Source organism: Methylobacterium sp. AMS5 (assembly GCF_001542815.1).
Taxonomy (GTDB): domain Bacteria; phylum Pseudomonadota; class Alphaproteobacteria; order Rhizobiales; family Beijerinckiaceae; genus Methylobacterium.
Window position 1 is genome coordinate 4,875,935 of record NZ_CP006992.1, and the last position, 19,831, is coordinate 4,895,765.

Here is a 19,831-nt window from a genome sequence, read left to right on the forward strand (position 1 = left end):
GGCCTCCCGCGACGGGATCGTGTCGATCATGCTGCCGAATTTTTCCCCGCGCGAGGCCACGGCCGCGTGGAAGGCCGGCTGGGAGACCAAGGTTCAGGCGCCCTTCGCCCGCTTCCGCCAGACCTTCGAGGGCGGCGATCTCGCCCTGCCCGGCGGGGCGCCGATCCTCCTGAAGAACCGGGCCAAGCGCCCTCTGCTCGAACCGGGGCTCGACCCCAGCCTCGGCCGGATCGGTGCGCTCGAAGTGCGGCTCGCCACCACCAAGTCCGAGATCCGCCGGGCGCAGCGCCTGCGCTACCGCGTGTTCTACGAGGAGATGTCGGCGGTGCCGACCGGCATGGCCGCGCTCAAGCGCCGCGATGTCGATGCCTACGACGCGATCTGCGACCACCTCCTCGTCATCGACCACGCCGCGACTGAGGCGAAGCCTTTCCGCAAGGCTCGCCCGAAAGTCGTCGGCACCTACCGGCTGCTGCGGCAGGACCGGGCGGAGGCGCATTTCGGCTTCTACTCCTCGGGCGAGTACGACCTCGCGCCGCTGCTGGAGCGCCATCCGGGCAAGCGCTTCCTCGAACTCGGCCGCTCCTGCGTGCTGAAGCCCTACCGCACCAAGCGCACCGTCGAACTCCTGTGGCACGGCATCTGGGCCTATGTGCAGCGCCATCGCATCGACGCGATGCTGGGCTGCGCCAGCCTGGAGGGCACCGACCCGGAGCGTTTGGCGCTGCCCTTGAGCTTCCTCCACCACCACGCCCGCGCCCCCGAGGTGTGGCGGGCCCGCGCCCTGCCGGAGCGCTACGTCGCGATGGACCGGCTGGCGAAGGAGGCGGTGGATCCCAAGGCCGCGCTGACGGCGCTGCCGCCGCTGGTGAAGGGCTATCTCCGGGTCGGGGCGACCTTCGGCGACGGAGCGGTGGTGGACCGCCAGTTCGGCACCACCGACGTGCTCGTGGTGCTGCCGGTCTCAGGCATCGCCGCGCGCTATATCGGCCATTTCGGCGCGGGTGCGGATCGGCACGCCGCCTGACCGCGCCGGGTTGCGGGGCGGGGTGAAGCCGGTTCAGGCCAAGCGCCCTGCAGCCCTCACGCGTTGTTCGAAGGTCATGCCCGCCGTCTCCGCCCGTCCCTCCGATCGCGACCGCCTCGGCGCGATGGCCGCCGCGATCTCCTGCGTGGCGGTGGTGGGCACGGGGCTCGGCCTGTCGATCCCGCTCTTGTCGCTGGAAATGGAGCGGATGGGCGCGTCGAGCATCGTCATCGGCCTCAACACGGCGGTGGCGGGGTTCGCGGCGATCCTCACGGTGCCGTTCGTGCCGCGGCTCGCCGCGCGGGTCGGGGTGGTGCGCCTGCTGATCCTGGCGATCCTGCTCGGCGGCCTGTGCCTGTCGGCCTTCAAGCTGTTCCCGAACCTCGTCCTGTGGTTCCCGCTACGCTTCGTCTTCTCGACGACGATGGGCGTGCTGTTCGTCCTCTCCGAGTACTGGATCAACGACGCGGCGCCGCCCGAGCGGCGCGGGCTGGTGATGGGGATCTACGCCACCGTGCTCGCCATCGGCTTCGCCATCGGGCCGACCCTGCTCACGCTGCTCGGCACCGACGGCTTCGCGCCGTATCTCGCCGGTTCGGCCCTGTTCTTCCTCGGCCTCACCCCGCTGGTGCTGGCCCGCAACCTCTCGCCCGATCTCGGGCACGACAGGGGGGGCGGCATCCTGGCCTACTTGCGCCTCGCGCCGCTCGCCGTGCTGGCCGCGGCCCTCTACGGGGCGGTGGAGGCGGGCGCCTTCGCCATCCTGCCGCTCTACGGCCTGCGCATCGGCCTCGACGCGAAGATCTCCGCCGCCCTGGTCAGTGCGGTGGCGCTCGGCAACGTGCTGTTCCAGATCCCGGTCGGCCTCCTCGCCGACCGGGTGGACCGCCGCCTCGTCCTCCTCGGCGCGAGCCTCGCGGGGGCGCTCGGGGCGGCCCTGATCCCGGCGGCTTCCGCCTCGCTGCCGCTGCTCTCGGCTCTGCTCTTCGTCTGGGGCGGGATCGTCGGCACGCTCTACACGGTGGGTCTCGCCCATCTCGGAGCCACCTTGCGCGGGCCGGATCTGGCGGGCGCCAACGCCGCCTTCGTGATGCTCTACAATGCCGGGCTGATGCTCGGACCCCCGCTCATCGGCGGCGGCATGGACCTCCAGCCGCCGCTGGGCTTCGCCGTGGCCCTCAGCCTGCTTTTCGCGCTCTACGCCGTGCCGGTGGTCCGGAGTCTCGTTCGCGGAGGCGCGGGCTGAGGATCGCTTGCGAAGGGGCACGGAACGCCGCGGCGGCGGTGCTCGTTATCTCGTCGAAGCTGCACCGTTGCCCGTCCTCGCGACGTGAAGGAACCTGACCCATGAGCCTCATCGGACGCCTCGTCACCAAGCTCCTCGGCACCGACGACCGCGTCGTCGCCCGCGACGACCGCAATGCCGGATCGAGCTCCCCGATCGGCCGCCTCGTCACCAAAATCCTGCGCAAGTAGGGCGCTTTCCGGCGAAGTTGATGTCGGATCCGGCTCCAGAGCATCGTCCCGAAAGGTGGTTGCCGGCTTTCGGAAAAAGGATGATGCGAAAACAAGAGCCTCAACCATCGTCCTCGATCAGGTATCCAGGACGATGCTTGAGGTCTCGCTGCCAGGGCGTGAGCCATGGGCCGGCGGCTTGAAAGGGCCGCGCGGCCCTTTTTCATGCCGGCTTCTCGCCGGTTGCCGGGATCGCAACCCTGGGGACCGGCCTGTGGGGTGGCCAAGGCGGAATGGGGCCTTTATGTCCCCGGCGCTTCTCGGTCTCGAATCCTCACAGGTAAAGGCTCGGGTTCCTGCCCCGGTTCACGCGACTGGACCGCGCGACCCGATCTGCGATCATGTCCTCATTGTACGACGCTGTGCCGGCCGTCCCACCCCCGGCGGTCGAAGTCGATGCGAGCCGAAGCTTGCCGACCTACATCGTCGGCCAGGATGGTCAGGGCCGCTGGGTCGCCCTCGAAAGCCACGGCCTCGGCGGCGGCTATTTCCGCAGCCGCGAGGCGGCGTTCCAGTACGCCATCGGCGAGACCGGACGCCGTGCGGGCGCGGTGCGCCTCAGCGCCGAGCCGCTGCGTATCACCCTGTGACGCGGGCGGCGTTCAGCGCCCCGCCACCGCCTCCCGCACCACGTTCTTGACCAGCGGCGCCGCCGGCACGCTCGGCTGCCAGAACTGACCCGTGCGCCCGGCCTCGTAGCCGAACTGGTAGAGGCTGCGCATGTAGGCGGTGTCGAAGCCGCGCGCCGTCGTGGTCTGCGGCGCGCTCTCGTCGATATAGGTCAGGTTGAAGCCCATCCCGTTGCGCCGGGCGAACACGTCCGTCGCCACCAGCGTCGCCCGCGAGCGGGCGCGGCTCGCGGTGGTGAAGGACTTCTCGACGATCGACAGGGTGTTGTTCTTGGTCACCTCGAATTCGGGTTCGAGGCGGCCGTTGATGACCACGTAGATGTCGGCCTTGCCCGCGTTGCGGAAGCGCCCGTCGCGCACCAGGAAGGATTGCGGGAGGGTGAAGACCGGCGTCACCACCGAGCCGTCCACGTGCATCTCCTGGAAGGCGCGGCCCTCGGCCTGCACGTCGAGAAGCTGGGGCGGGAACACCGCCGGAATGCTCGCCGAGGCAGTGAGCACGTCGGTGAACAGTGAGACTGCGTTGGGCGTGCCGCTCGCGGCGATGGCGCCCATGTTCCAGATCACGGCGCGCTGCGTGTCGAGGTTCGTCGTTACCACGAGCAGGCGGCGGCCCTTGGCGTGCTCCTCCGCGACCGCCTGCAGCAGCTCGGGCGTGACGTAGCGGGCAATCAGGTTGCGCAGCCGCCCGTCGCCGAACAGGCCGGAGCCGAACAGCACGTTGGCGATGCTCGGGCTCTGCACCAGCGAGTCGGCGACGCCGCTGGTGTAGATATCGGTGAGGTAGGGATCGTAGGCGGGACCGAGGAAGGCGAAGGGCGCGATCAGGGCACCGGTCGAGACGCCGGAGACGATGGTGAATTCCGGCCGCTTGCCCGAGGCAGTCCAGCCGTTGAGCACGCCCGCGCCGTAGGCGCCGTCACCCCCGCCGCCCGAGAGCGCGAGATAGGTGAAGGCCTGGCGCTTCTTCTGCGGGCCGGCAGCCATCGCCACGAAATCGGCGGCGCCGGCATCGGCATAGGCCCGCACGCCGACCATGCCGGGCACGGTCGCGGCTTCCGCCTCACTCTCCGTGTAGTTCGTCCGCGGCAGGGACGAGCAGGCCGCAGCCTGCCCGGCAACCGCCGCGGCGAGAAGCAGGCGTGACCAGCGGAAACCTTTTAGCATCGACATGACCCGAACAAGCCCGATGGAACAGGGCAAGCCTACACGAAACGAGCTTGGCCGTATTGCGTTCCCGCACGGGCACGTTGCGCCCAGACGCCGGCTGATGCCGTGCTGCCACAACATGAGCGAGGGGCATCGCGCAGGCTCGTGTCTCGATGCCCCCTCTTGCACGCGTTCGCTTGCGCCGGACTGTCGCGGCGGGCCGGTCGGTCGGCCCACATGGCGGCGTGCCTAAATCTCTCGGATTTGTCATATGTTCGCGCCGTGCCAGCACGTTAGGATGCCAACGATGTCCGGAGCCGCGCACGAGACCCCGACCGCCTCCTGCGCCCGCGTTGCGGGCGGGCGGCGCTCATGCTGAGTGGATCGGCGATCCTGAGGGTTCTCCTCCTGATCCTGGCGGCGGCGGGCCTGGCCTGGATCATCCAGTCGGTCTGGCTGCACGGCCCGGATTCCGAGGCTGCTGCGCCGGCCGCCGCGACAGTGAAACCCGGCCGGCCGGCGGGCGCTGCATCGACGCCGCCCCCACCCGCGCCGGTGCGCGTGGTGAAGCCGGCCGAGCCGTCACCGGAGCCGCCCCGACCGGTCGCCGAGGCGCCGCCGCCGGCCCGACCCGCGTCCCCGCCGGCCGATCCCGCGCCGTCACCCGCCCCCGTCGCGCGGACGGCGCCGCCCGAGACGGACCCGGTGGCCGAGGCGGAGGAGAACGCTCCACCGGCCGCGGTCGCCCTGATCGACCTCAACACCGCCTCTCTTGCCGAGCTGAACGGCCTGAAGGGCGGCGGCGCCATCGGCCGGACGATCGTCCAGCACCGTCCCTACGCCTCCGTCGATCAGCTTCTCAGCAAACGCGTCCTCAACCGCGCCACCTACCAGCGCATCAAGGATCAGGTCTCGGTGCGGTGACCGGGTTGATCAGGTTGCAGTGAGGTCGCCGCCGAAGGGCGCGCGTTTCTTGGAAAATCGCCGACCGTGAGACAACCAAGCGACAAGTGCGCTTTGGAAAAACCGGCGGATCGCCTTTCCGTCCACCGGACCCTGCATCCAACCCTGGCACAGCGCGCGCCGAGGCCCTAAACAGGGCAGACGTTCCCGTAAACGAAGGCCGAGGCCGCTCCATGCAAACGACATCCGGCGCACCGATCCTCCGCCAGGATCTGGGCGTCGAGGAGACGGCGGAATCCGACAACATCGTCCGTTGGGATGGTGAGCGGCTCTACGTCGAGCAGGATATCTACCACAACGGCCAGCTCGTTCACCGTAAGTACCGCCGCACCATCACCGAGCCGGTCGCCCGCGCCCTGCAATCGATCCTCAAGCGCTCGCAGCAATGAGGGCGGCGGCGCTCGGCCGGCTCGCAGTGCTGGCCGCCGCGCTGTCCATGCCCCTCGCCGTCTCGCCCGCGGCGGCGCAGGTGCGGGTGACCTTCGTCGCACCCGAGCGGTACACCGATGCCCAGAACCGCTTCGGCTCCGGCCTGTCGCCGCGGGTCGTGCTGGGCGAGATGCGCCGCCTGTTCGAGACGCTCGGCAACCCGGTTCTGGCGCCGGGCCAGACGCTGGACGTCGCGGTGCTCGACATCGACCTCGCCGGGCTCGAACAGCCGAGCTTCGGCGCTGCCCAGGGCGTCCGGGTGGTGACCGACATCACCCCGCCCCGCTTCCGCCTGCGCTACGCCCTGAAGGAGCGCGGCCGCACGGTGCTGGCGGCGGAGGAGACCGTCAGCGACATCAACTTCCTGCTCCGCGCCAACCGCCTCTCGTCCGGTCAGACCTTCTTCTACGAGCGCGAGGTGCTGCGGGACTGGTTCCAGGCCCGCTTCGTGCAGCGCCGCCCGCCGCCGGGCTGATCCCGGTTTCGTCACACGCCCGACGCCCGAGCCTGTCATCCCCGCGCCGTCGGGACGCTGGGGAACGTCGGGAGACATGCGGATCGTCCTCGTCGCCAACGCCGCGTCGGGCGCCTTCGCCGCTGGCCTGACGCCGGACGCGATCCGTGCACGGCTGAGGACCGCGGGCCTCGACCTCCTCCCGGAGCCCGACGACAGCCTGCCCCTGCCCCTGCCCCTGCCCGAGCGCCTGCGGGCGGCCCTGCGCATGGCGGGCGTCACGGCCGTGGCGGTGGCGGGCGGGGACGGCACGCTCAACTGCGCGGCCGGAATGCTCGCGGGCAGCGGCGTGGCGCTCGGCATCCTGCCCCTCGGCACCATGAACCTGCTGGCCAAGGATCTCGGCATCCCGCTCGACCTCGATGGGGCCATCGCGGTGCTCGCGGCGGGGCAGACCCGTGCCGTCGATGTCGGCCGCCTCAACGGGCACCCCTTCCTCATCAACTCGGTGCTCGGCATGCCCGCCCGCATGGTCCGCCACCGCGAGGCCTTTCGCGGGCGGCGTCTCGGCATCCCGGCGCTGCTCCGGCTCTCGGCAGCGGTGGTGCGCCATCTCGGTCCCTATCCGCGCCGCTCGGCGGTGCTCTCGGCCGGCGGGCGGCGGACACGGCTGCGCGTGCGCCTGCTCGCGGTGGTCAACAACGATTACGCGGAGGGCCTGGGAAAGATTCTGGAACGGAGCCAGGTCGATGGCGGTGAGTTGACGCTTTACATCGCCCGCCGGCTTTCGCCGTGGCGCCTCGTCCGGCTGGCGCTCGGGTTCGGGTTCGGTCGCTGGCGCGATGAGCCGGGCCTGGAGCGCCGCGCCGCGGCTCGCTTCGTCGTCTCCGCCCGGAGGCGCGCGTTACGGGTGATGAACGATGGAGAGGTTCGCTTGATCGCCCCGCCCCTGCGCTACCGCCTGATGCCCCGTGCCCTCACCGTGATCGTGCCGGAGCCGGTCCGGTGAGACGGGTCGCCCACATTTCCGACCTGCATTTCGGACGCACCGATCCGGCGGTGGTCGAGGCGCTCGTGGCCGAGCTGAACCGCGATCCGCCGGACCTGATCGTGGCATCCGGCGACTTCACGATGCGGGCGCGGCGCAAGGAATACGTCGCGGCGCGCGCCTTCCTCGACCGGCTGACCGCGCCCTGGATCGCGGTTCCGGGCAACCACGACATCGCCTATTTCAAGCTCTTCACCCGGTTCTTCCATCCGTTCGGACGCTACCGGCGCTTCATCGCGAAGGACACCGAACCGACCTTTCTCGACGACGAGATCGCGGTGGTCTGCCTCAACACGGTGCGGACCTGGGCGCCGGAGACGGATTGGTCTCAAGGGAAGATCACCCGGGCGCAGATCGCCCGCACCGAGGAGCGGCTGGCGGCGCTGCCGGGCCACGTCTTCCGGATCGTAGTCGGCCACCATCCGTTCATGCCGCCGCCCTGGGACGCGGAGGCCCGCCTCGTCGGGCGCGCCGACGAGGCGCTCGACGCCTTTCGCCGCCACAGCGTCGGGCTGACGCTCGCCGGTCATCTCCACCGCCATTATTCCCGCTTCGCCGAGGCACCCGAGACCGGCATCGAACCCGGCTCGGTGAGCGTGGATCGGGGTACGGGGCGGGCGGGCGGCGCGCGGCTGCTCGCCGTGCAAGCGGGCTCGGCCACCTCGACGCGGCTGCGCGGCAACGAGCCCAACGCCTATAACCGCATCGTCATCGAGGACGGGCGGGCCACCGTCACCGTGCGGGTCTGGACCGGGTCGGCCTTCGAAGATGTGCGGGAGGATGCTTCCGTGCCTGCTCCAGCGGAGGCGCGAGTGGATGAGGCGGAGCCGGCCGGGCGCTGACCGCCCGGCCTCGCCGCCTCCGAGGCTCAGGACAAAGCCGTCTGCCGCGGGCGCTTGCCCGCAAGGCTGACGGCGAAAGCCACGGCGAGGTTGAGGGCGAGTGCCACCACGCCGATGTTGAGATCCTGCACCGGCCCCGGCAGGCCGGGGAAGAGCTTGGCCAGCGTGTAGCCGCCGACCACCGTGATCGCCACCGCGGCAACCCCCGCCAGGATGCCGGCCATCGCACCCGCCCGCGTGAGCGGGTTGTGGGTCCACAGACTGAAGAAGAAGGCCGGGAAGAGCTGCGTGACGACCGCGTAGCCGATCAGCAGGAGCTGCACGATGGTCTCACCGCCGTAGAGGGTGAAGCCGACGCAGGCGATCGCCAGCAGCGGCGCGATCCCCTTGGCGAGCTTACCCGTGGTCGCGTCGGTCGCGTTCCGCGCCAGCGGCCGGTAGAGGTTCTGCGCGATGAGGGTCGAGCCGGCGATCAGGATCATCGAACCCGGCACCAGGGCGGTCAGCACGCCGGTGGCGCCGATGACGCCGACGAACCAGGGCGGGAAGGTCTGGAGCGCGATTCTGAACAGCGAGAGGTCGACGTCCGGCCCGGTCAGCCCCGGCACCTGCAGCACGGCCGCGAACCCCGCGAAGAACACGAACAGCAGCATGAGCTGGTAGAGCGGCAGGAACACCGCGTTGCGCCGGAACGTGCGCGCATCGCTCGCGGTGTAGATCGAGGCGAAGATGTGCGGGAACATCCAGCCGCCGAGCGCCGTGAGCACCGTGGTCGAGGCGAACCACGTCGCGCTCTGGCCCCGGTCCGACAGCGCCAGGAAGCCGGGCTTGGCCGTATCGATCGCGGTGAACATCTCCCCGATGCCGCCGTAGTAGTGATAGGGCAGGTAGACGCCTAAAAAGATCACCACGAACAGGATCATGAAATCCTTGAGCACGGCGGTCCAGGCCGAGCCGCGCACGCCGGAGACCATCACGTAGACGGTCAGCACTGCCGCGCCGATCCAGATCGCCAGCGTCTGCGAGATCGCGCCGTAGGAGGCGGTGGCGACGATGATGCCGAGCCCCTTGAGCTGGAGCACCATGTAGGGGACGAGCGCCACGATCCCGACCAGCGCGACCAGGATGCCGAGGCTGCGGCTGTCGTAGCGCGCCGCGAAATAATCGGGCTGCGAGAACAGGTTGCGCTCCTTGGCGAAGCGCCAGGCCGGCGGCAGGATCCAGTAGGAGATGACGTAGATCAGCGTGAGGTAGCAGAGGATGTAGTAGGTCGGCCCGCCCTTGCCGTAGGCCCAGCCCGAGCCGCCGAGGAAGGTGAAGGTGGTGTAGATCTCGCCCGCCATCAGCAGGAAGACGAGCAGCGTGCCGAAGCCGCGCTTGCCCACGCTCCACTGCTCCATGTCCATGTCGTGGCCCGACCGTGCCCGCAGGCCCAGGCCGAGCGCCACGATGACGGCGAGCGCGATGATCGGAAGGGCCGCGTTCATGGCCCCTCCTCCGGTTCCCGGTTGGCGGGATCGGTGAGGTAGATCAGCCCCATGATCGCCGAGGTCGCCACGGTGCAGCCGACGAGCCATGCCAGCAGCAGCGGCATGCCGAGCACCAAGGGTTCGACCCGGTTGAGGAAGAACGGCCCGGCCAGCATCCCGAGGGCGGGCAAGGCCGCGAGCCATCGGAGTTGCTTCATCGCCGGGCCCTCCCCGGCGATGGCTTGCGGAAATGTTGTCGCGTTTCGGTCATGCGCTTCCCGTTACGTGCCTCGGGAGCATGAGGCAGAATTCGCACCAGCGCGAGAGCTGCCGCGAGGGTCGGCACCGACTTTCCCCCTCAAGCCGCTCCGCAGACCGCCGCTCAAGCGGCTTCTCTCTTAGGCGCCGCTCAGGCGGCCTCTCTCTTGGCGCCGCTCACGCGGCCTCCTGGCGGCGGTCCAGCAGAGCCGGCAGGGCGCGCAGGTTGAGCGGCTTGGGCAGGAAGCCGTCGAAGCCGGCCGCGGAGGCCGCGGCGACATCCTCGCGGCCGGTATTGGCGGTGAGCGCCACGAGGTGGAGCGGAGTCGCGCCGGTCTCGGCCTCGCGGGCGCGGAGGCGGCGGGCGGTCTCCAGGCCGTCGAGGCCGGGCATGCGGATGTCGATCAGCGCGAGGTCGAACGGCCCCTGCCCCTCCGCCGCTGCCAGAGCCTCGAGCCCGTCGCGGGCGTGGATCACCTGCGCGCCGAGCCGCTCCAGCGCCTTGGTGGCGAGCAGCGCATTGATCGGGTTGTCCTCCGCCAGCAGCACGCGGCGGCCCGGGGCGGCGGTCTTGGTCGGTACGGGCTGGCTCGTACCAGTCGTGGCCGTCGCGTCGGCCGTGCTGCGGGCCGGGGCGGGCCGCGGCTCCAGCAGGCGGTCGAACAGCGAGCGGGCGCGCACCGGCTTGATCAGGTAGCTATCGAAGCCCGCCGCATTCGGGGCTCCGAATTCCCGCCGGTCGAAGGGCGAGAGCAGGATCAGGCTGCAGCGTACGCCGCAGCGGGCGGCCTCGGCCGCGAGCCGCCGCACGGCGGTGTCGCCGAGGCTGCGGTCGGCGATGAGCGCGTCGAAGGCCACGCCCGACAGCGCATCGAGGCCGGCTTCCGCGCTGTTCACGACCACCGCCGCCGCCCCGGAGCGGCTGAGCCGCCGGGCCAGGAACGGCGCCTGATACGGCGAGGCCGCCACGATCAGCACCTTTCGCGGCGCGAGGCTCGGTGTCTCGGAACTCATGGCGCCGTCCGCCGCCGGCAGCGGCAGCACGACCCGGAAGGCCGAGCCGCGTCCGACCGTCGAGCGCGCCTCGATCGTGCCGTTCATGCGCTCTACGAGGCGGCGGGTGATGGCGAGACCGAGGCCGGTGCCCTCGTGGCTCGCGCTGTCGTCGCCCTGCTCGAACTCCTCGAACAGGATCGGGATGCGCTCCTCCGGGATGCCCGGTCCGGTATCCTCGACCGTGAGGAGGAAGCCCTCCCCCGACCGGGCGAGGCTGACGCCGACACCGCCGGTTTGCGTGAACTTGATGGCGTTGCCGGCCAGATTCACGAGGATCTGCCGCACCCGGTCGGCATCGCCGACGCGCAGGGCGGCGAGGTCGTCGGCGAGGTCGAGCGCGATTTCGAGGCCCTTGTCCTGGGCGCGCGGGGCCAGCAGCTCGACCACGCCCTCGACCAGAGCGGCGACGTCGAAGGGCTCGGCGGCCAGATCGAGGCGGCCGGCCTCGATCCGGGAGAAATCGAGGATGCCGTCGACGAGGCCGAGCAGCGCCTTGCCGCTGGTGCGGAACGCCTCGACATAGGTGCGCTGCTCGGGGTCGAGCCGGGTGTCGAGCAGAAGGTCGGCCATGCCCAGAATGCCGTTCAACGGCGTGCGCAGCTCGTGGCTGACGGTGGCGAGGAAGCGGGATTTGGCGACGTTGGCGGACTCCGCCCGGCTCTTCGCCTCGTCGAGGGAGCGCGCCGCCTCGATGCGCGCGGTGACGTCCTGGCCGGCCCGCAGCCAGTTCGGGCCGTCGGCGCTGCCGGCCGCCGGCATCTCGATGAAGGAGAACCAGCGCGGCACGCCGTCCACCGGCACCAGACGCTCCTCGACCACCCGCACGCCGTCGGCGCGCTGCTCGCTCGCGCCCCGCTCGATCACCTGCGGGCTCAGCGTCGAGCCGATCAGATCGAGCGGCTTCACGCCGAGGAGGGCCGCGAATCCCTCGCTGGCGAAGGTGATCCGCCCCTGCCCGTCCCGCTGCACCACGGCCTCGGTCGTGGCCTCGACCAGCACCCGGTAGCGCTCCTCGCTCTCGGCGATCTGCCAGAGCCTGTCCTGGAGCGCCTCCGTCATGTCGGACTCCGGCACGACGGGCTCGCGGCGGCGGAGCGACATCAGGATCAGCGCCAGCATCGCGGCCGCGATGCTCAGGCCCATCACGCTCACCGCAAGGGTCATCGGTTCCACGTCAGTCCCCCAAAGTCCGGCCCGATGCCGGAAGTCGGCTCGTCAGGGGAGCGACAGTGCCAGCCGCGCGTGAAGCGGCGCTTGAGAAAGAGGCTTAAGGGGGGATGAGCGGGATCGGTGGAGTTTTGCCGATCGGTGACCGCCGGGCTTGCCCCTCGCCCCGCACGCGCGGGAAGAGGGGATGCTCGGCCGCCCGATCACACCTCCGGGAAGCGCTTGAGCAGCCCGTCGCCGTCGAGGCCCAGAGCGGCGGCGACCTCGGACAGGGCCGCGCGCTCCTCGGGGCCGATGCCCTCGTGGTCGGCCACGTCCGTCGCGACGAGAAAGACGTTGCGGCGCTGCTCGTCCGGCCGCTCGGCGATCGCGCCGATCCGCACGAGGTTCTCGGCCCGGCCGGCGCGGGTGCGGGCGCGGCCGAGGGCCTCGTAGAGCGCGTGTTCCAGCATCAGGCTGTCGTAGCCCTTCTCGATGATCGGGTTCGCCCGGATGCCGGCGAGCGCCGTCTCGAACTCCTCGGTCATCAGCTCGCCGTCGGCGACCGCGACGTTGGCGCAGGCCGAGACCGCCGCCTGCATCAGCGTCTCGTCGCCGGCATAGGCCTTGAGGGTGGTGCGGAAGCGCTCGACCGCGTCGTGAAGAAGGCCCATGACCGAGACAAAAACCTCTTGAACGAAACCGTGACCGATAAACCGTGTCTCAGAGCCCCGACAACGGGGATGCCGGTCAAACGATCCGCGCGCTGTCCCGCACCCGCGCCTCGGCGGCTTGAATCGCCTCCGGCGTGCCGACATGCAGCCACTGCCCGTCGAGGCGCAGGCCCTGGAGCCGGTTGCGTTGGATCGCCCGGTCGAACAGCAGGGTGAGCGAGAACGACCCCTCTGGCGTGTCGGCGAACAGCTCCGGCTTCAGGATCGCCACGCCGGCATAGATGAAGGGCGCGACCTCGCGCTCGCCGCGCCAGCTCAGCCGGCCGTCGGAGTCCATGTAGAAATCGCCTGCCCCGTCGTAGCCGAGGCTCGTCGCGGTCGGGGCGACGAGGAGCAGGATGTCCGTCGTGTCGGGATCCCAGGCTTCGATCAGCCGGCCGAGATTGGGCCGCGGCCCCTCCAGCCAGAACGAATCCGAGTTGAACACCACGAAGGGCTCACCGTCGAAGAGGTCGAGCGCCTTCTTCACGCCGCCGCCGGTCTCCAACAGCGCGTCCCGCTCGTCGGAGACGACGATGGCCGGCGCGCCGGTGCGGTGAGAGAGATGGCCCTCCATCAGGTCGGCAAGCCAGTGGACGTTGACCACCGCCGTCTCGATGCCGCCAGCCGCTGCCCGGTCGAGGGCGTGGTCGATCAACGCCTTGCCGGCGACCGCGACGAGGGGCTTGGGCAGCGTCGCGGTGATCGGGCGCATGCGCTTGCCCAGCCCCGCCGCGAGCACGAAGGCGCGGGTGACGTTTTTGGGATTGGGTTCAGCGCTCATGCCGCCTCGACCGGTCCGGTTGAAAAGAAGCGTTCAGGACGCGGCGGGATCGGCGTCCGGCCGCGGGGCGACGAGGCTCGGCAGGTGCGTCTCGTGCCAAGCCCGCACCGAGGCCAGTGCCGGATGGGCGAGGTTGCGCGCGAGATAGCCCTCGATCCGCGGCAGGTGGGCGAGGTAGCCCGGCTTGCCGTCGCGCTTATCGAGACGGGCGAAAATGCCGAGGATCTTGGTGGCGCGCTGGGCCGCCAGCACCGCGTAGGCGCGGGCGAAGGCCTGCATGTCGAAGCCGATATCCCGGCCGCGGCGCTCCCGGATGTAGAGGCCGAGCAGGCGCAGCTCGAAATCGGCGCTGGCATCGACCCGCGCGTCCTGGAGGAGCGAGGCGACGTCGTAGGCCGGATGCCCCATCACCGCGTCCTGGAAGTCGATGACCCCGACCCGCTCCAGCCCGGTCCGCTCGGGCAGCCAGATCAGGTTGGGCGAGTGGTAGTCGCGCAGGGTCCAGGTGGCGGGCTCGGCGATCAGGTCTTTCAGCGCGTCGGTCCACAGGTCGCGGAAGGCGCTGCGCGCCTCCGGTGACAGGGTCGTGCCGCGGATCGCGGGGGCGTACCACTCGGGCAGCAGTTCCGCCTCGAACAGCAGGGCTTCGAGGTCGTAGGGCGGAATGACGTGGTCGATCCCCTCGCTCACCGGCACGGCGCTGGGCAGATCGGTGGCGTGGAGCTTCGCCAGCAGCCGGACGGCTTCCGCGTAGCGCTCGGGGCGCGGCGTGCCGTTCTCGGTCACCGGCTCGGCGCCGAGATCCTCCAGGATCAGCAGGCCGGCATCGAGATTCTCGCCCAGGATCCTCGGCGCGGAGAAGCCGATCGCGCGCAGCGCCCGGTCCATGCCGACGAAGGCGTGGACGCTCTCGGCGAGCTTGACCACGGCGCTGTAGGGCTTCCCGTCCTTCACCGGCGGCCCGTCGGGGCGGGGCGGCGAGATCATCAGCACGGCGGTCTCGCCGCCCGGCTTCACCAGCCGCTCGTAGGCGCGCGACGAGGCATCGCCCTGCATCAGCACCCGGTCGGCCTCGTCCCATCCGCTGCGGGCGAGCAGGGCCCGGACGGCGCGGGCGCGTGTCAGCCGCTCCTGCATCTCGGGCGTGCCGTCGATCCGCACGAGGCGGGCCTCGTCGCCGAACTCGGCCCGCAGGGACAGCTCGACGGTGAGCGTCGGGTTGTCGCGCACGCCCAATCGCTCGGGCCACTCGACCAGGGTGATCGCGGTCTCGGAAAGTTCGTCGAAGCCGAGTTCCACCAGCTCGTCCGGGCCGCGCAGGCGGTAGAGGTCGGCGTGGATCACACTGCGGCCGGAGCGGGTCTCGTAGGGCTGGATCAGGGTGAAGGTCGGGCTCGGCACTTCGAGCCGAGGGTCGCCGGCCAACTCGCGGATCATCGCGCGGGCGAGCGTGGTCTTGCCCGCGCCGAGCCCGCCGGACAGGGCCACGAGGTCGCCGGGCCCGAGGATGTCGGCGAGGAAGGCGGCCATGTCCTCGGTCGCGCCCTCTTCGGGCAGCAACACCTCCCACGCGGCGCGACGCGGCGCCGATGACGCCGGTTGCACCCGGTCCTCGCCCTGCGACGGGCCGGGCTGCGGGCGTCCCGCCATGCCGTCCGGATCCTCGCTCAACGCCCCAATCCTCCGCAACGCCGCGAACGGCCACCCCGATCAGGGTTAAGCCTCCGCCCTTCTAGCGGGGGATGTTTAACCATTTTTAGCCGCCGCGGTGAGCCCTGCCCCTTAGCGGCGGCCAACCGCATCCCGATCCCGTGAACGCCCGGTCCTACTCGGCGGCCTCGGCGAGCCCGCCATTGCCCGGCGGCGGCTCGACCGGGAACAGGCAGGTGACGCGCGTGCCCGTCCCCGGTGCCGAGTGGATCTCGACCCGTCCGCCGTGCAGCTCGACGAAGGAGCGCACGATCGAGAGGCCTAGGCCGACACCGCGATGCTTGGTGCCCAGCGTGTTGCTCTCGAACCGGTCGAACACCCGGTCGATGACCTCGGGTGCGATGCCGCGGCCGCGATCGGTCACCGTCAGCCGCAGCTCCCTCCCCTCGCGCCGCGCCTCGACGCGGACCTGCTGGCCGGGCGCGGAGAAGCCGACCGCGTTGGAGAGCAGGTTGAACAGGATCTGACGCACCCGCTTGCCGTCGGCGAACACGCTGCCGACACCCTCCGGCACGTCGAGGTCGAGGCCGATATCGGATTCCGCCAGCCGGTCCTCGATGCCGCGGACGGCGGCTTCCACGGTGGCGCGCACGTCGATCGTCTCACGCTGGAGTTCGAGCGAGCCGGCATCGATCGAGGCGAGGTCGAGGATGTCGTTGATGATGACGAGCAGCGCGGCCGACGAGCGCATGATGTGCTCGGAATATTCGCGCTGGCGCTCGTTCAGGGCGCCGACGGTCTCGTCGCCGAGGAGCTGGGTGAATCCGATGATGTTGGTCAGCGGCGAGCGCAGCTCGTAGGAGACGTGGTGGACGAAGGTGTCGCGCAGTTGCGAGGCGCGCTCCAGGGCGTCGTTCTTCTCGGTCAGCGCCCGCTCCACGTTGGCGCTTGCGGTGACGTCGATGAAGGTCAGCAGGGTCGCGCCGAGCGGCAGCGGCTGCGAGGAGCAATCGAGTACCGTGCCGTCGTTGATGTCGAGGCGGCAGCCATGCCCGCTGCGGGTCTCGGACAGGCCGGTGACCGACTGGCGGATGCCGGCCCAGGGGCTCTGGTCCGGCGTCAGCGCCCGGCAGGCGGCGATCACCGCATCGACATGCGGCTTGCCCGCCAGCGTCGCCGGGTCGAGGCGCCAGGTCGCGGCGAAGGCGCGGTTGGCCACCGTGAGGCGCCCGTCGGCGCCGAACACCGCCACCGGCTCCTTAAGGGCTTCCAGGGTCTCGGCCTGCTCCTTCATCAGCGCGTCGTAGCGCGAGGCGAGCTTCATGCTCTCCGAGACGTCGTGGTAGAGGTAGGTCAGGCCGCCCTGCGGGTTGGGGTCGGCGACGACGCGCAGCGTCCGCCCGTCGGGCAGGTACCAGGGCGTGTCGGTGGGCTCGACCGCGCGGTAGGCGGCCAGGACGTCGGTCTTCCACGAACGGAAATCGGCCTGCTCGGGCAGTTTGCGCGCGGCGCGCAGGCGATCGAGGATCTCGCCGTCGAGCGGGCGGCCTTCGAGGAAGGCGGGGTCGAGATCCCACAGGCGCTGGTAGGCTGCGTTGTGGAAGATCAGGCGCTGGCGCGCGTCGAACATCGCCACCGCGGTCGGCAACTGGTCGAGGGTGCGGACGTTGGCGTCCATCTGCCGCTGCAGGTCGGCCCGCACGCTTTCCAGCTCCGAGACATCGACGGCGATGCCGACCCGGCCGGCTTCCAGCGTGCTCTCGCTGACATCGAGGGTCCGGCGCGCACCCGCCACCACCGCCGAGAGGCGCAAGGCCTGAGCGGGGAGGCCCGGCCGGCGCGCCTGCCGGACGATCTGTTCGCGGGCGCTCCGATCGAGCAGTTCGAGGCCGTGGCTCAGGGCGGCCTCGCGGCTCGGGGCCTCCACGGCAGTGGCGTAGGCCGCGTTGACGAAGGCGAGCGCCCCGTCCGGGCTCCGGTGCCAGATCGGCTGCGGCAGTGCGTCGAGCAGGCCCGCCAGCGCGGACAGACCGCGCTTGGCCTCCTCCAGCGTGTGGCGCAGCTCGATCAGCTCGCGGCGCTCGTCGGTGGTCTCGCGCAGGCGCAGCAGCGCCCGCCCGCCGACCGCCTGACCCTGCGCCTCGATGTAGCGCCCGGCCAAGCTGCGCAGGTTCATCCGGAAGCCGGTGCCACGCTCGCGCAGCGTCGCGACGGCGGAGTCGAGCAGCTGCGCGTCCTGCGGCGCGAGCCACGTGCCGAAGGCGAGCAGATGCCGGGAGCCGCCCTGAAGCCCGCGCGAATCCTGACTGCGAAGATCCTGATTCCGAAGATCTTGATTTCGAAGATCCTGGGCAAAGCCCGCATCGCCGACGATCGACGGCTCGCCGCGCCCGGCCCAGGCGACGAGAACCTGACGCTCGGAATGGAGCAGCATCTCGGCGCGGTCATGTGCGCCGCGAAGATGGGCGAGTTCGTCCTGAAGCGCGCGCTCCTTGCGCGTCCAGCCGACGCGCTCGCGCAGGTAGACCAGCGACAGGATGGTCGCGAACAGGATCAGGCCGAGGACGACGGCGAGGCCGGCAACGTTGTGCGTCTGCATCGTTCCCAGCATCGGCCTCGCTTCGATGGGCGGAGCGCCCTCGGCGAGTGCCGCGACCGGTGCCGCGACGACGAGGACGCCGACGCGCGACAGGGCGCGCGCCGCCCGTACCAGACCCATGTCCCGCCCCCACCCCAAACCCGGCACTCTCCGCAGGCCCTCGGGCCCACGCCTGGAAAGCTCCCGGACAGCACGGGGCAAACACCCGCTGCTGCGACCGGCTTGCCGCCGCCGCGCGGGCACCTGCTTCCGATGATTCGCGCCACTGTAACGCGGGGTCGATTCCGCCTGGAAGCGCCTTTGTGGCCCGGAGCCCGTCGGCCCTGCATTCCGGCGCCACACAGCACCCAAAAGCCACACCGCCGAAATCGGGACTTGACGAATTTTTAAGTCTTTCAGGGCGCCGGGCCACGGTCGAAATTTGACTCCGCGCGGCCGCGGCCACCGCGAAAACAGGTTCGCGGCGACCCCTGTCACCCGCGGCCCTTGAGGCGGATGTCGCCGAAACGCAAGGAAGCCCGGCCATGGGCCGGGCTTCCTTGCGAATCTTGAGCTGAGCGGCACCGGGGCCGCCGACTTCCTGCGCGGAAGCCGGAGGCCCGAAGACCGATCAGTAGCGGTAATGCTCGGGCTTGAACGGGCCGGTCTGCGACACGCCGATATAGGCGGCCTGATCGGGGCGGAGCTTGGAGAGCTTCACGCCGATCTTCTCGAGGTGCAGAGCCGCGACCTTCTCATCGAGGGCCTTGGGCAGGGTGTAGACCTGACGCTCGTACTTGCCGGGGTTCGTCCAGAGCTCGATCTGGGCGAGCGTCTGGTTGGTGAAGGAGGCCGACATCACGAAGGACGGGTGGCCCGTCGCGTTGCCGAGGTTCACCAGGCGGCCCTCCGAGAGGAGGATGATGCGGTGGCCGTCGGCGAACTCGATCTCGTCGACCTGCGGCTTGATGTTCTGCCACTTGAGGTTCTTCAGGCCGGCGACCTGAATCTCGTTGTCGAAGTGGCCGATGTTGCACACGATCGCGCGGTCCTTCATGGCCCGCATGTGCTCGATCGTGATGATGTCCTTGTTGCCCGTGGCGGTCACGAAGATGTCGGCGCGGGGCGCGGCGTCTTCCATCGTGACGACCTCGTAGCCTTCCATCGCCGCCTGCAGGGCGCAGATCGGATCGATCTCGGAGACGAGCACGCGGCAGCCGGCGTTGCGGAGCGAAGCGGCCGAGCCCTTGCCCACATCGCCGAAGCCCGCGACCATGGCGACCTTGCCGGCCATCATGACGTCGGTGCCGCGGCGGATGCCGTCGACCAGCGACTCCTTGCAGCCGTAGAGGTTGTCGAACTTCGACTTGGTGACCGAGTCGTTCACGTTGATCGCCGGGAAGAGCAGCTTGCCCTCCTTGGCGAGGTTGTAGAGGCGGTGCACGCCCGTGGTGGTCTCCTCGGAGACGCCCTTGATCGAGTCGGCCAGACCCGCGAACCAGCCCTTCGGCTTCTCGGCGAGCTTCTTCTTCAGGAGCGCGAAGAAGACCTCCTCCTCCTCGGATTCCGGCTTGTCGAGGAAGGCGGTGTCGCCGTTCTCGGCGCGCAGGCCGAGGTGGACGAACATGGTGGCGTCGCCGCCGTCGTCGAGGATCATGTTCGGCATCGAGCCGTCATGCCAGTCGAACAGCTTCGAGGTGTAGTCCCAGTACTCGGTCAGGGTCTCGCCCTTCACGGCGAAGACCGGGATGCCGGCGGCGGCGATCGCGGCGGCGGCGTGGTCCTGGGTCGAGTAGATGTTGCACGACACCCAGCGGATGTCGGCGCCGAGCGCCTTCAGGGTCTCGATCAGCACCGCGGTCTGGATCGTCATGTGCAGCGAGCCGGCGATCTTGGCGCCCTTGAGCGGCTGGCTCGCACCGTACTCGGCGCGGGTCGACATCAGGCCGGGCATCTCGGTCTCGGCGATCGAGATTTCCTTGCGGCCGTAATCGGCCAGCCCGATGTCCTTGACGATGTAATCGTTGGCAGCTGCCATCTCGGTATCCCTTTTCAGTCGTGGCCGGCGCGAAACGGCCAATCGTTCCGGCGCATCGGCCGGTTCACCCGGCCGGGTCGGCC

Annotated in this window: 18 protein-coding genes; 9 read left to right on the forward strand and 9 right to left on the reverse strand. The window is 70.3% G+C overall.

The window, feature by feature from the left end; genetic code table 11:
* Nucleotides 1-28: 28 nt before the first annotated feature.
* The 4 genes from olsB to Y590_RS21795 all read left to right on the forward strand — a co-directional run bounded on the left by olsB (nucleotide 29) and on the right by Y590_RS21795 (nucleotide 3,132).
* Nucleotides 29-1,027 (forward strand): l-ornithine N(alpha)-acyltransferase, encoded by a 999-nt coding sequence (gene olsB, locus Y590_RS21780; protein WP_060772405.1) that lies wholly within the window; start codon nucleotides 29-31, stop codon nucleotides 1,025-1,027.
* Nucleotides 1,028-1,103: 76 nt separating this feature from the next.
* Nucleotides 1,104-2,273: an MFS transporter gene (locus tag Y590_RS21785; protein ID WP_060771686.1), complete on the forward strand. Its 1,170-nt coding sequence runs from the start codon at nucleotides 1,104-1,106 to the stop codon at nucleotides 2,271-2,273.
* 101 nt (nucleotides 2,274-2,374) lie between these two features.
* A complete protein-coding gene (locus Y590_RS21790; RefSeq protein WP_060771687.1) occupies nucleotides 2,375-2,503 on the forward strand; it encodes a hypothetical protein in 129 nt (42 codons plus the stop codon).
* Nucleotides 2,504-2,883: 380 nt separating this feature from the next.
* Nucleotides 2,884-3,132, forward strand: coding sequence for a hypothetical protein (locus Y590_RS21795; RefSeq protein ID WP_060771688.1), 249 nt, complete (start codon nucleotides 2,884-2,886; stop codon nucleotides 3,130-3,132).
* A 12-nt stretch (nucleotides 3,133-3,144) separates the two neighbouring features.
* Here the strand turns inward: Y590_RS21795 and Y590_RS21800 are convergent, their stop codons facing one another.
* Nucleotides 3,145-4,338 (reverse strand): patatin-like phospholipase family protein, encoded by a 1,194-nt coding sequence (locus Y590_RS21800; protein WP_060772406.1) that lies wholly within the window; start codon nucleotides 4,336-4,338, stop codon nucleotides 3,145-3,147.
* A 354-nt stretch (nucleotides 4,339-4,692) separates the two neighbouring features.
* Between Y590_RS21800 and Y590_RS21805 the strand changes: the two genes are divergently transcribed.
* The 5 genes from Y590_RS21805 to Y590_RS21825 all read left to right on the forward strand — a co-directional run bounded on the left by Y590_RS21805 (nucleotide 4,693) and on the right by Y590_RS21825 (nucleotide 8,056).
* Entirely contained in the window at nucleotides 4,693-5,244 is a 552-nt protein-coding gene (locus Y590_RS21805) for a ComEA family DNA-binding protein (RefSeq protein ID WP_060771689.1), read from the forward strand.
* Nucleotides 5,245-5,456: 212 nt separating this feature from the next.
* On the forward strand, nucleotides 5,457-5,672 hold the full coding sequence (locus Y590_RS21810) for a hypothetical protein (RefSeq protein ID WP_060771690.1): 216 nt from the start codon (nucleotides 5,457-5,459) through the stop codon (nucleotides 5,670-5,672).
* Entirely contained in the window at nucleotides 5,669-6,187 is a 519-nt protein-coding gene (locus Y590_RS21815) for a DUF3016 domain-containing protein (RefSeq protein ID WP_060771691.1), read from the forward strand. Before Y590_RS21810 ends, Y590_RS21815 begins: the two co-directional genes overlap by 4 nt.
* A 76-nt stretch (nucleotides 6,188-6,263) precedes the next feature.
* Nucleotides 6,264-7,175, forward strand: a complete 912-nt coding sequence (locus tag Y590_RS21820; protein WP_060771692.1) for a diacylglycerol/lipid kinase family protein — start codon at nucleotides 6,264-6,266, stop codon at nucleotides 7,173-7,175.
* The gene (locus Y590_RS21825; RefSeq protein ID WP_060771693.1) at nucleotides 7,172-8,056 is read left to right on the forward strand and encodes a metallophosphoesterase family protein; all 885 of its coding nucleotides are present in this window, start codon (nucleotides 7,172-7,174) and stop codon (nucleotides 8,054-8,056) included. Before Y590_RS21820 ends, Y590_RS21825 begins: the two co-directional genes overlap by 4 nt.
* Nucleotides 8,057-8,082: 26 nt before the next feature.
* Here the strand turns inward: Y590_RS21825 and Y590_RS21830 are convergent, their stop codons facing one another.
* From Y590_RS21830 to ahcY, 8 genes are all read right to left on the reverse strand, one after another.
* Entirely contained in the window at nucleotides 8,083-9,543 is a 1,461-nt protein-coding gene (locus tag Y590_RS21830) for a sodium:solute symporter family protein (protein ID WP_060771694.1), read from the reverse strand.
* Nucleotides 9,540-9,743 carry a DUF3311 domain-containing protein gene (locus Y590_RS21835; RefSeq protein ID WP_056197508.1) on the reverse strand — a complete coding sequence of 68 codons (204 nt, stop codon included), beginning with the start codon at nucleotides 9,741-9,743 and terminating at the stop codon, nucleotides 9,540-9,542. The genes Y590_RS21830 and Y590_RS21835 overlap by 4 nt, the downstream gene beginning before the upstream one ends.
* A 217-nt stretch (nucleotides 9,744-9,960) precedes the next feature.
* On the reverse strand, nucleotides 9,961-12,003 hold the full coding sequence (locus Y590_RS21840) for an ATP-binding protein (protein WP_060771695.1): 2,043 nt from the start codon (nucleotides 12,001-12,003) through the stop codon (nucleotides 9,961-9,963).
* A gap of 206 nt (nucleotides 12,004-12,209) precedes the next feature.
* Entirely contained in the window at nucleotides 12,210-12,659 is a 450-nt protein-coding gene (locus Y590_RS21845) for a tellurite resistance TerB family protein (protein WP_060771696.1), read from the reverse strand.
* A 76-nt stretch (nucleotides 12,660-12,735) separates the two neighbouring features.
* On the reverse strand, nucleotides 12,736-13,482 hold the full coding sequence (locus Y590_RS21850; protein ID WP_060771697.1) for a nucleotidyltransferase family protein: 747 nt from the start codon (nucleotides 13,480-13,482) through the stop codon (nucleotides 12,736-12,738).
* Nucleotides 13,483-13,515: 33 nt separating this feature from the next.
* Nucleotides 13,516-15,153, reverse strand: a complete 1,638-nt coding sequence (tsaE, locus tag Y590_RS21855) for a tRNA (adenosine(37)-N6)-threonylcarbamoyltransferase complex ATPase subunit type 1 TsaE (protein WP_060771698.1) — start codon at nucleotides 15,151-15,153, stop codon at nucleotides 13,516-13,518.
* A 154-nt stretch (nucleotides 15,154-15,307) separates the two neighbouring features.
* Nucleotides 15,308-17,851, reverse strand: a complete 2,544-nt coding sequence (locus tag Y590_RS21860) for a sensor histidine kinase (RefSeq protein WP_083530938.1) — start codon at nucleotides 17,849-17,851, stop codon at nucleotides 15,308-15,310.
* 490 nt (nucleotides 17,852-18,341) lie between these two features.
* Nucleotides 18,342-19,748 (reverse strand): adenosylhomocysteinase, encoded by a 1,407-nt coding sequence (gene ahcY / locus Y590_RS21865; protein ID WP_060771700.1) that lies wholly within the window; start codon nucleotides 19,746-19,748, stop codon nucleotides 18,342-18,344.
* Between the last annotated feature and the right edge of the window lie 83 nt (nucleotides 19,749-19,831).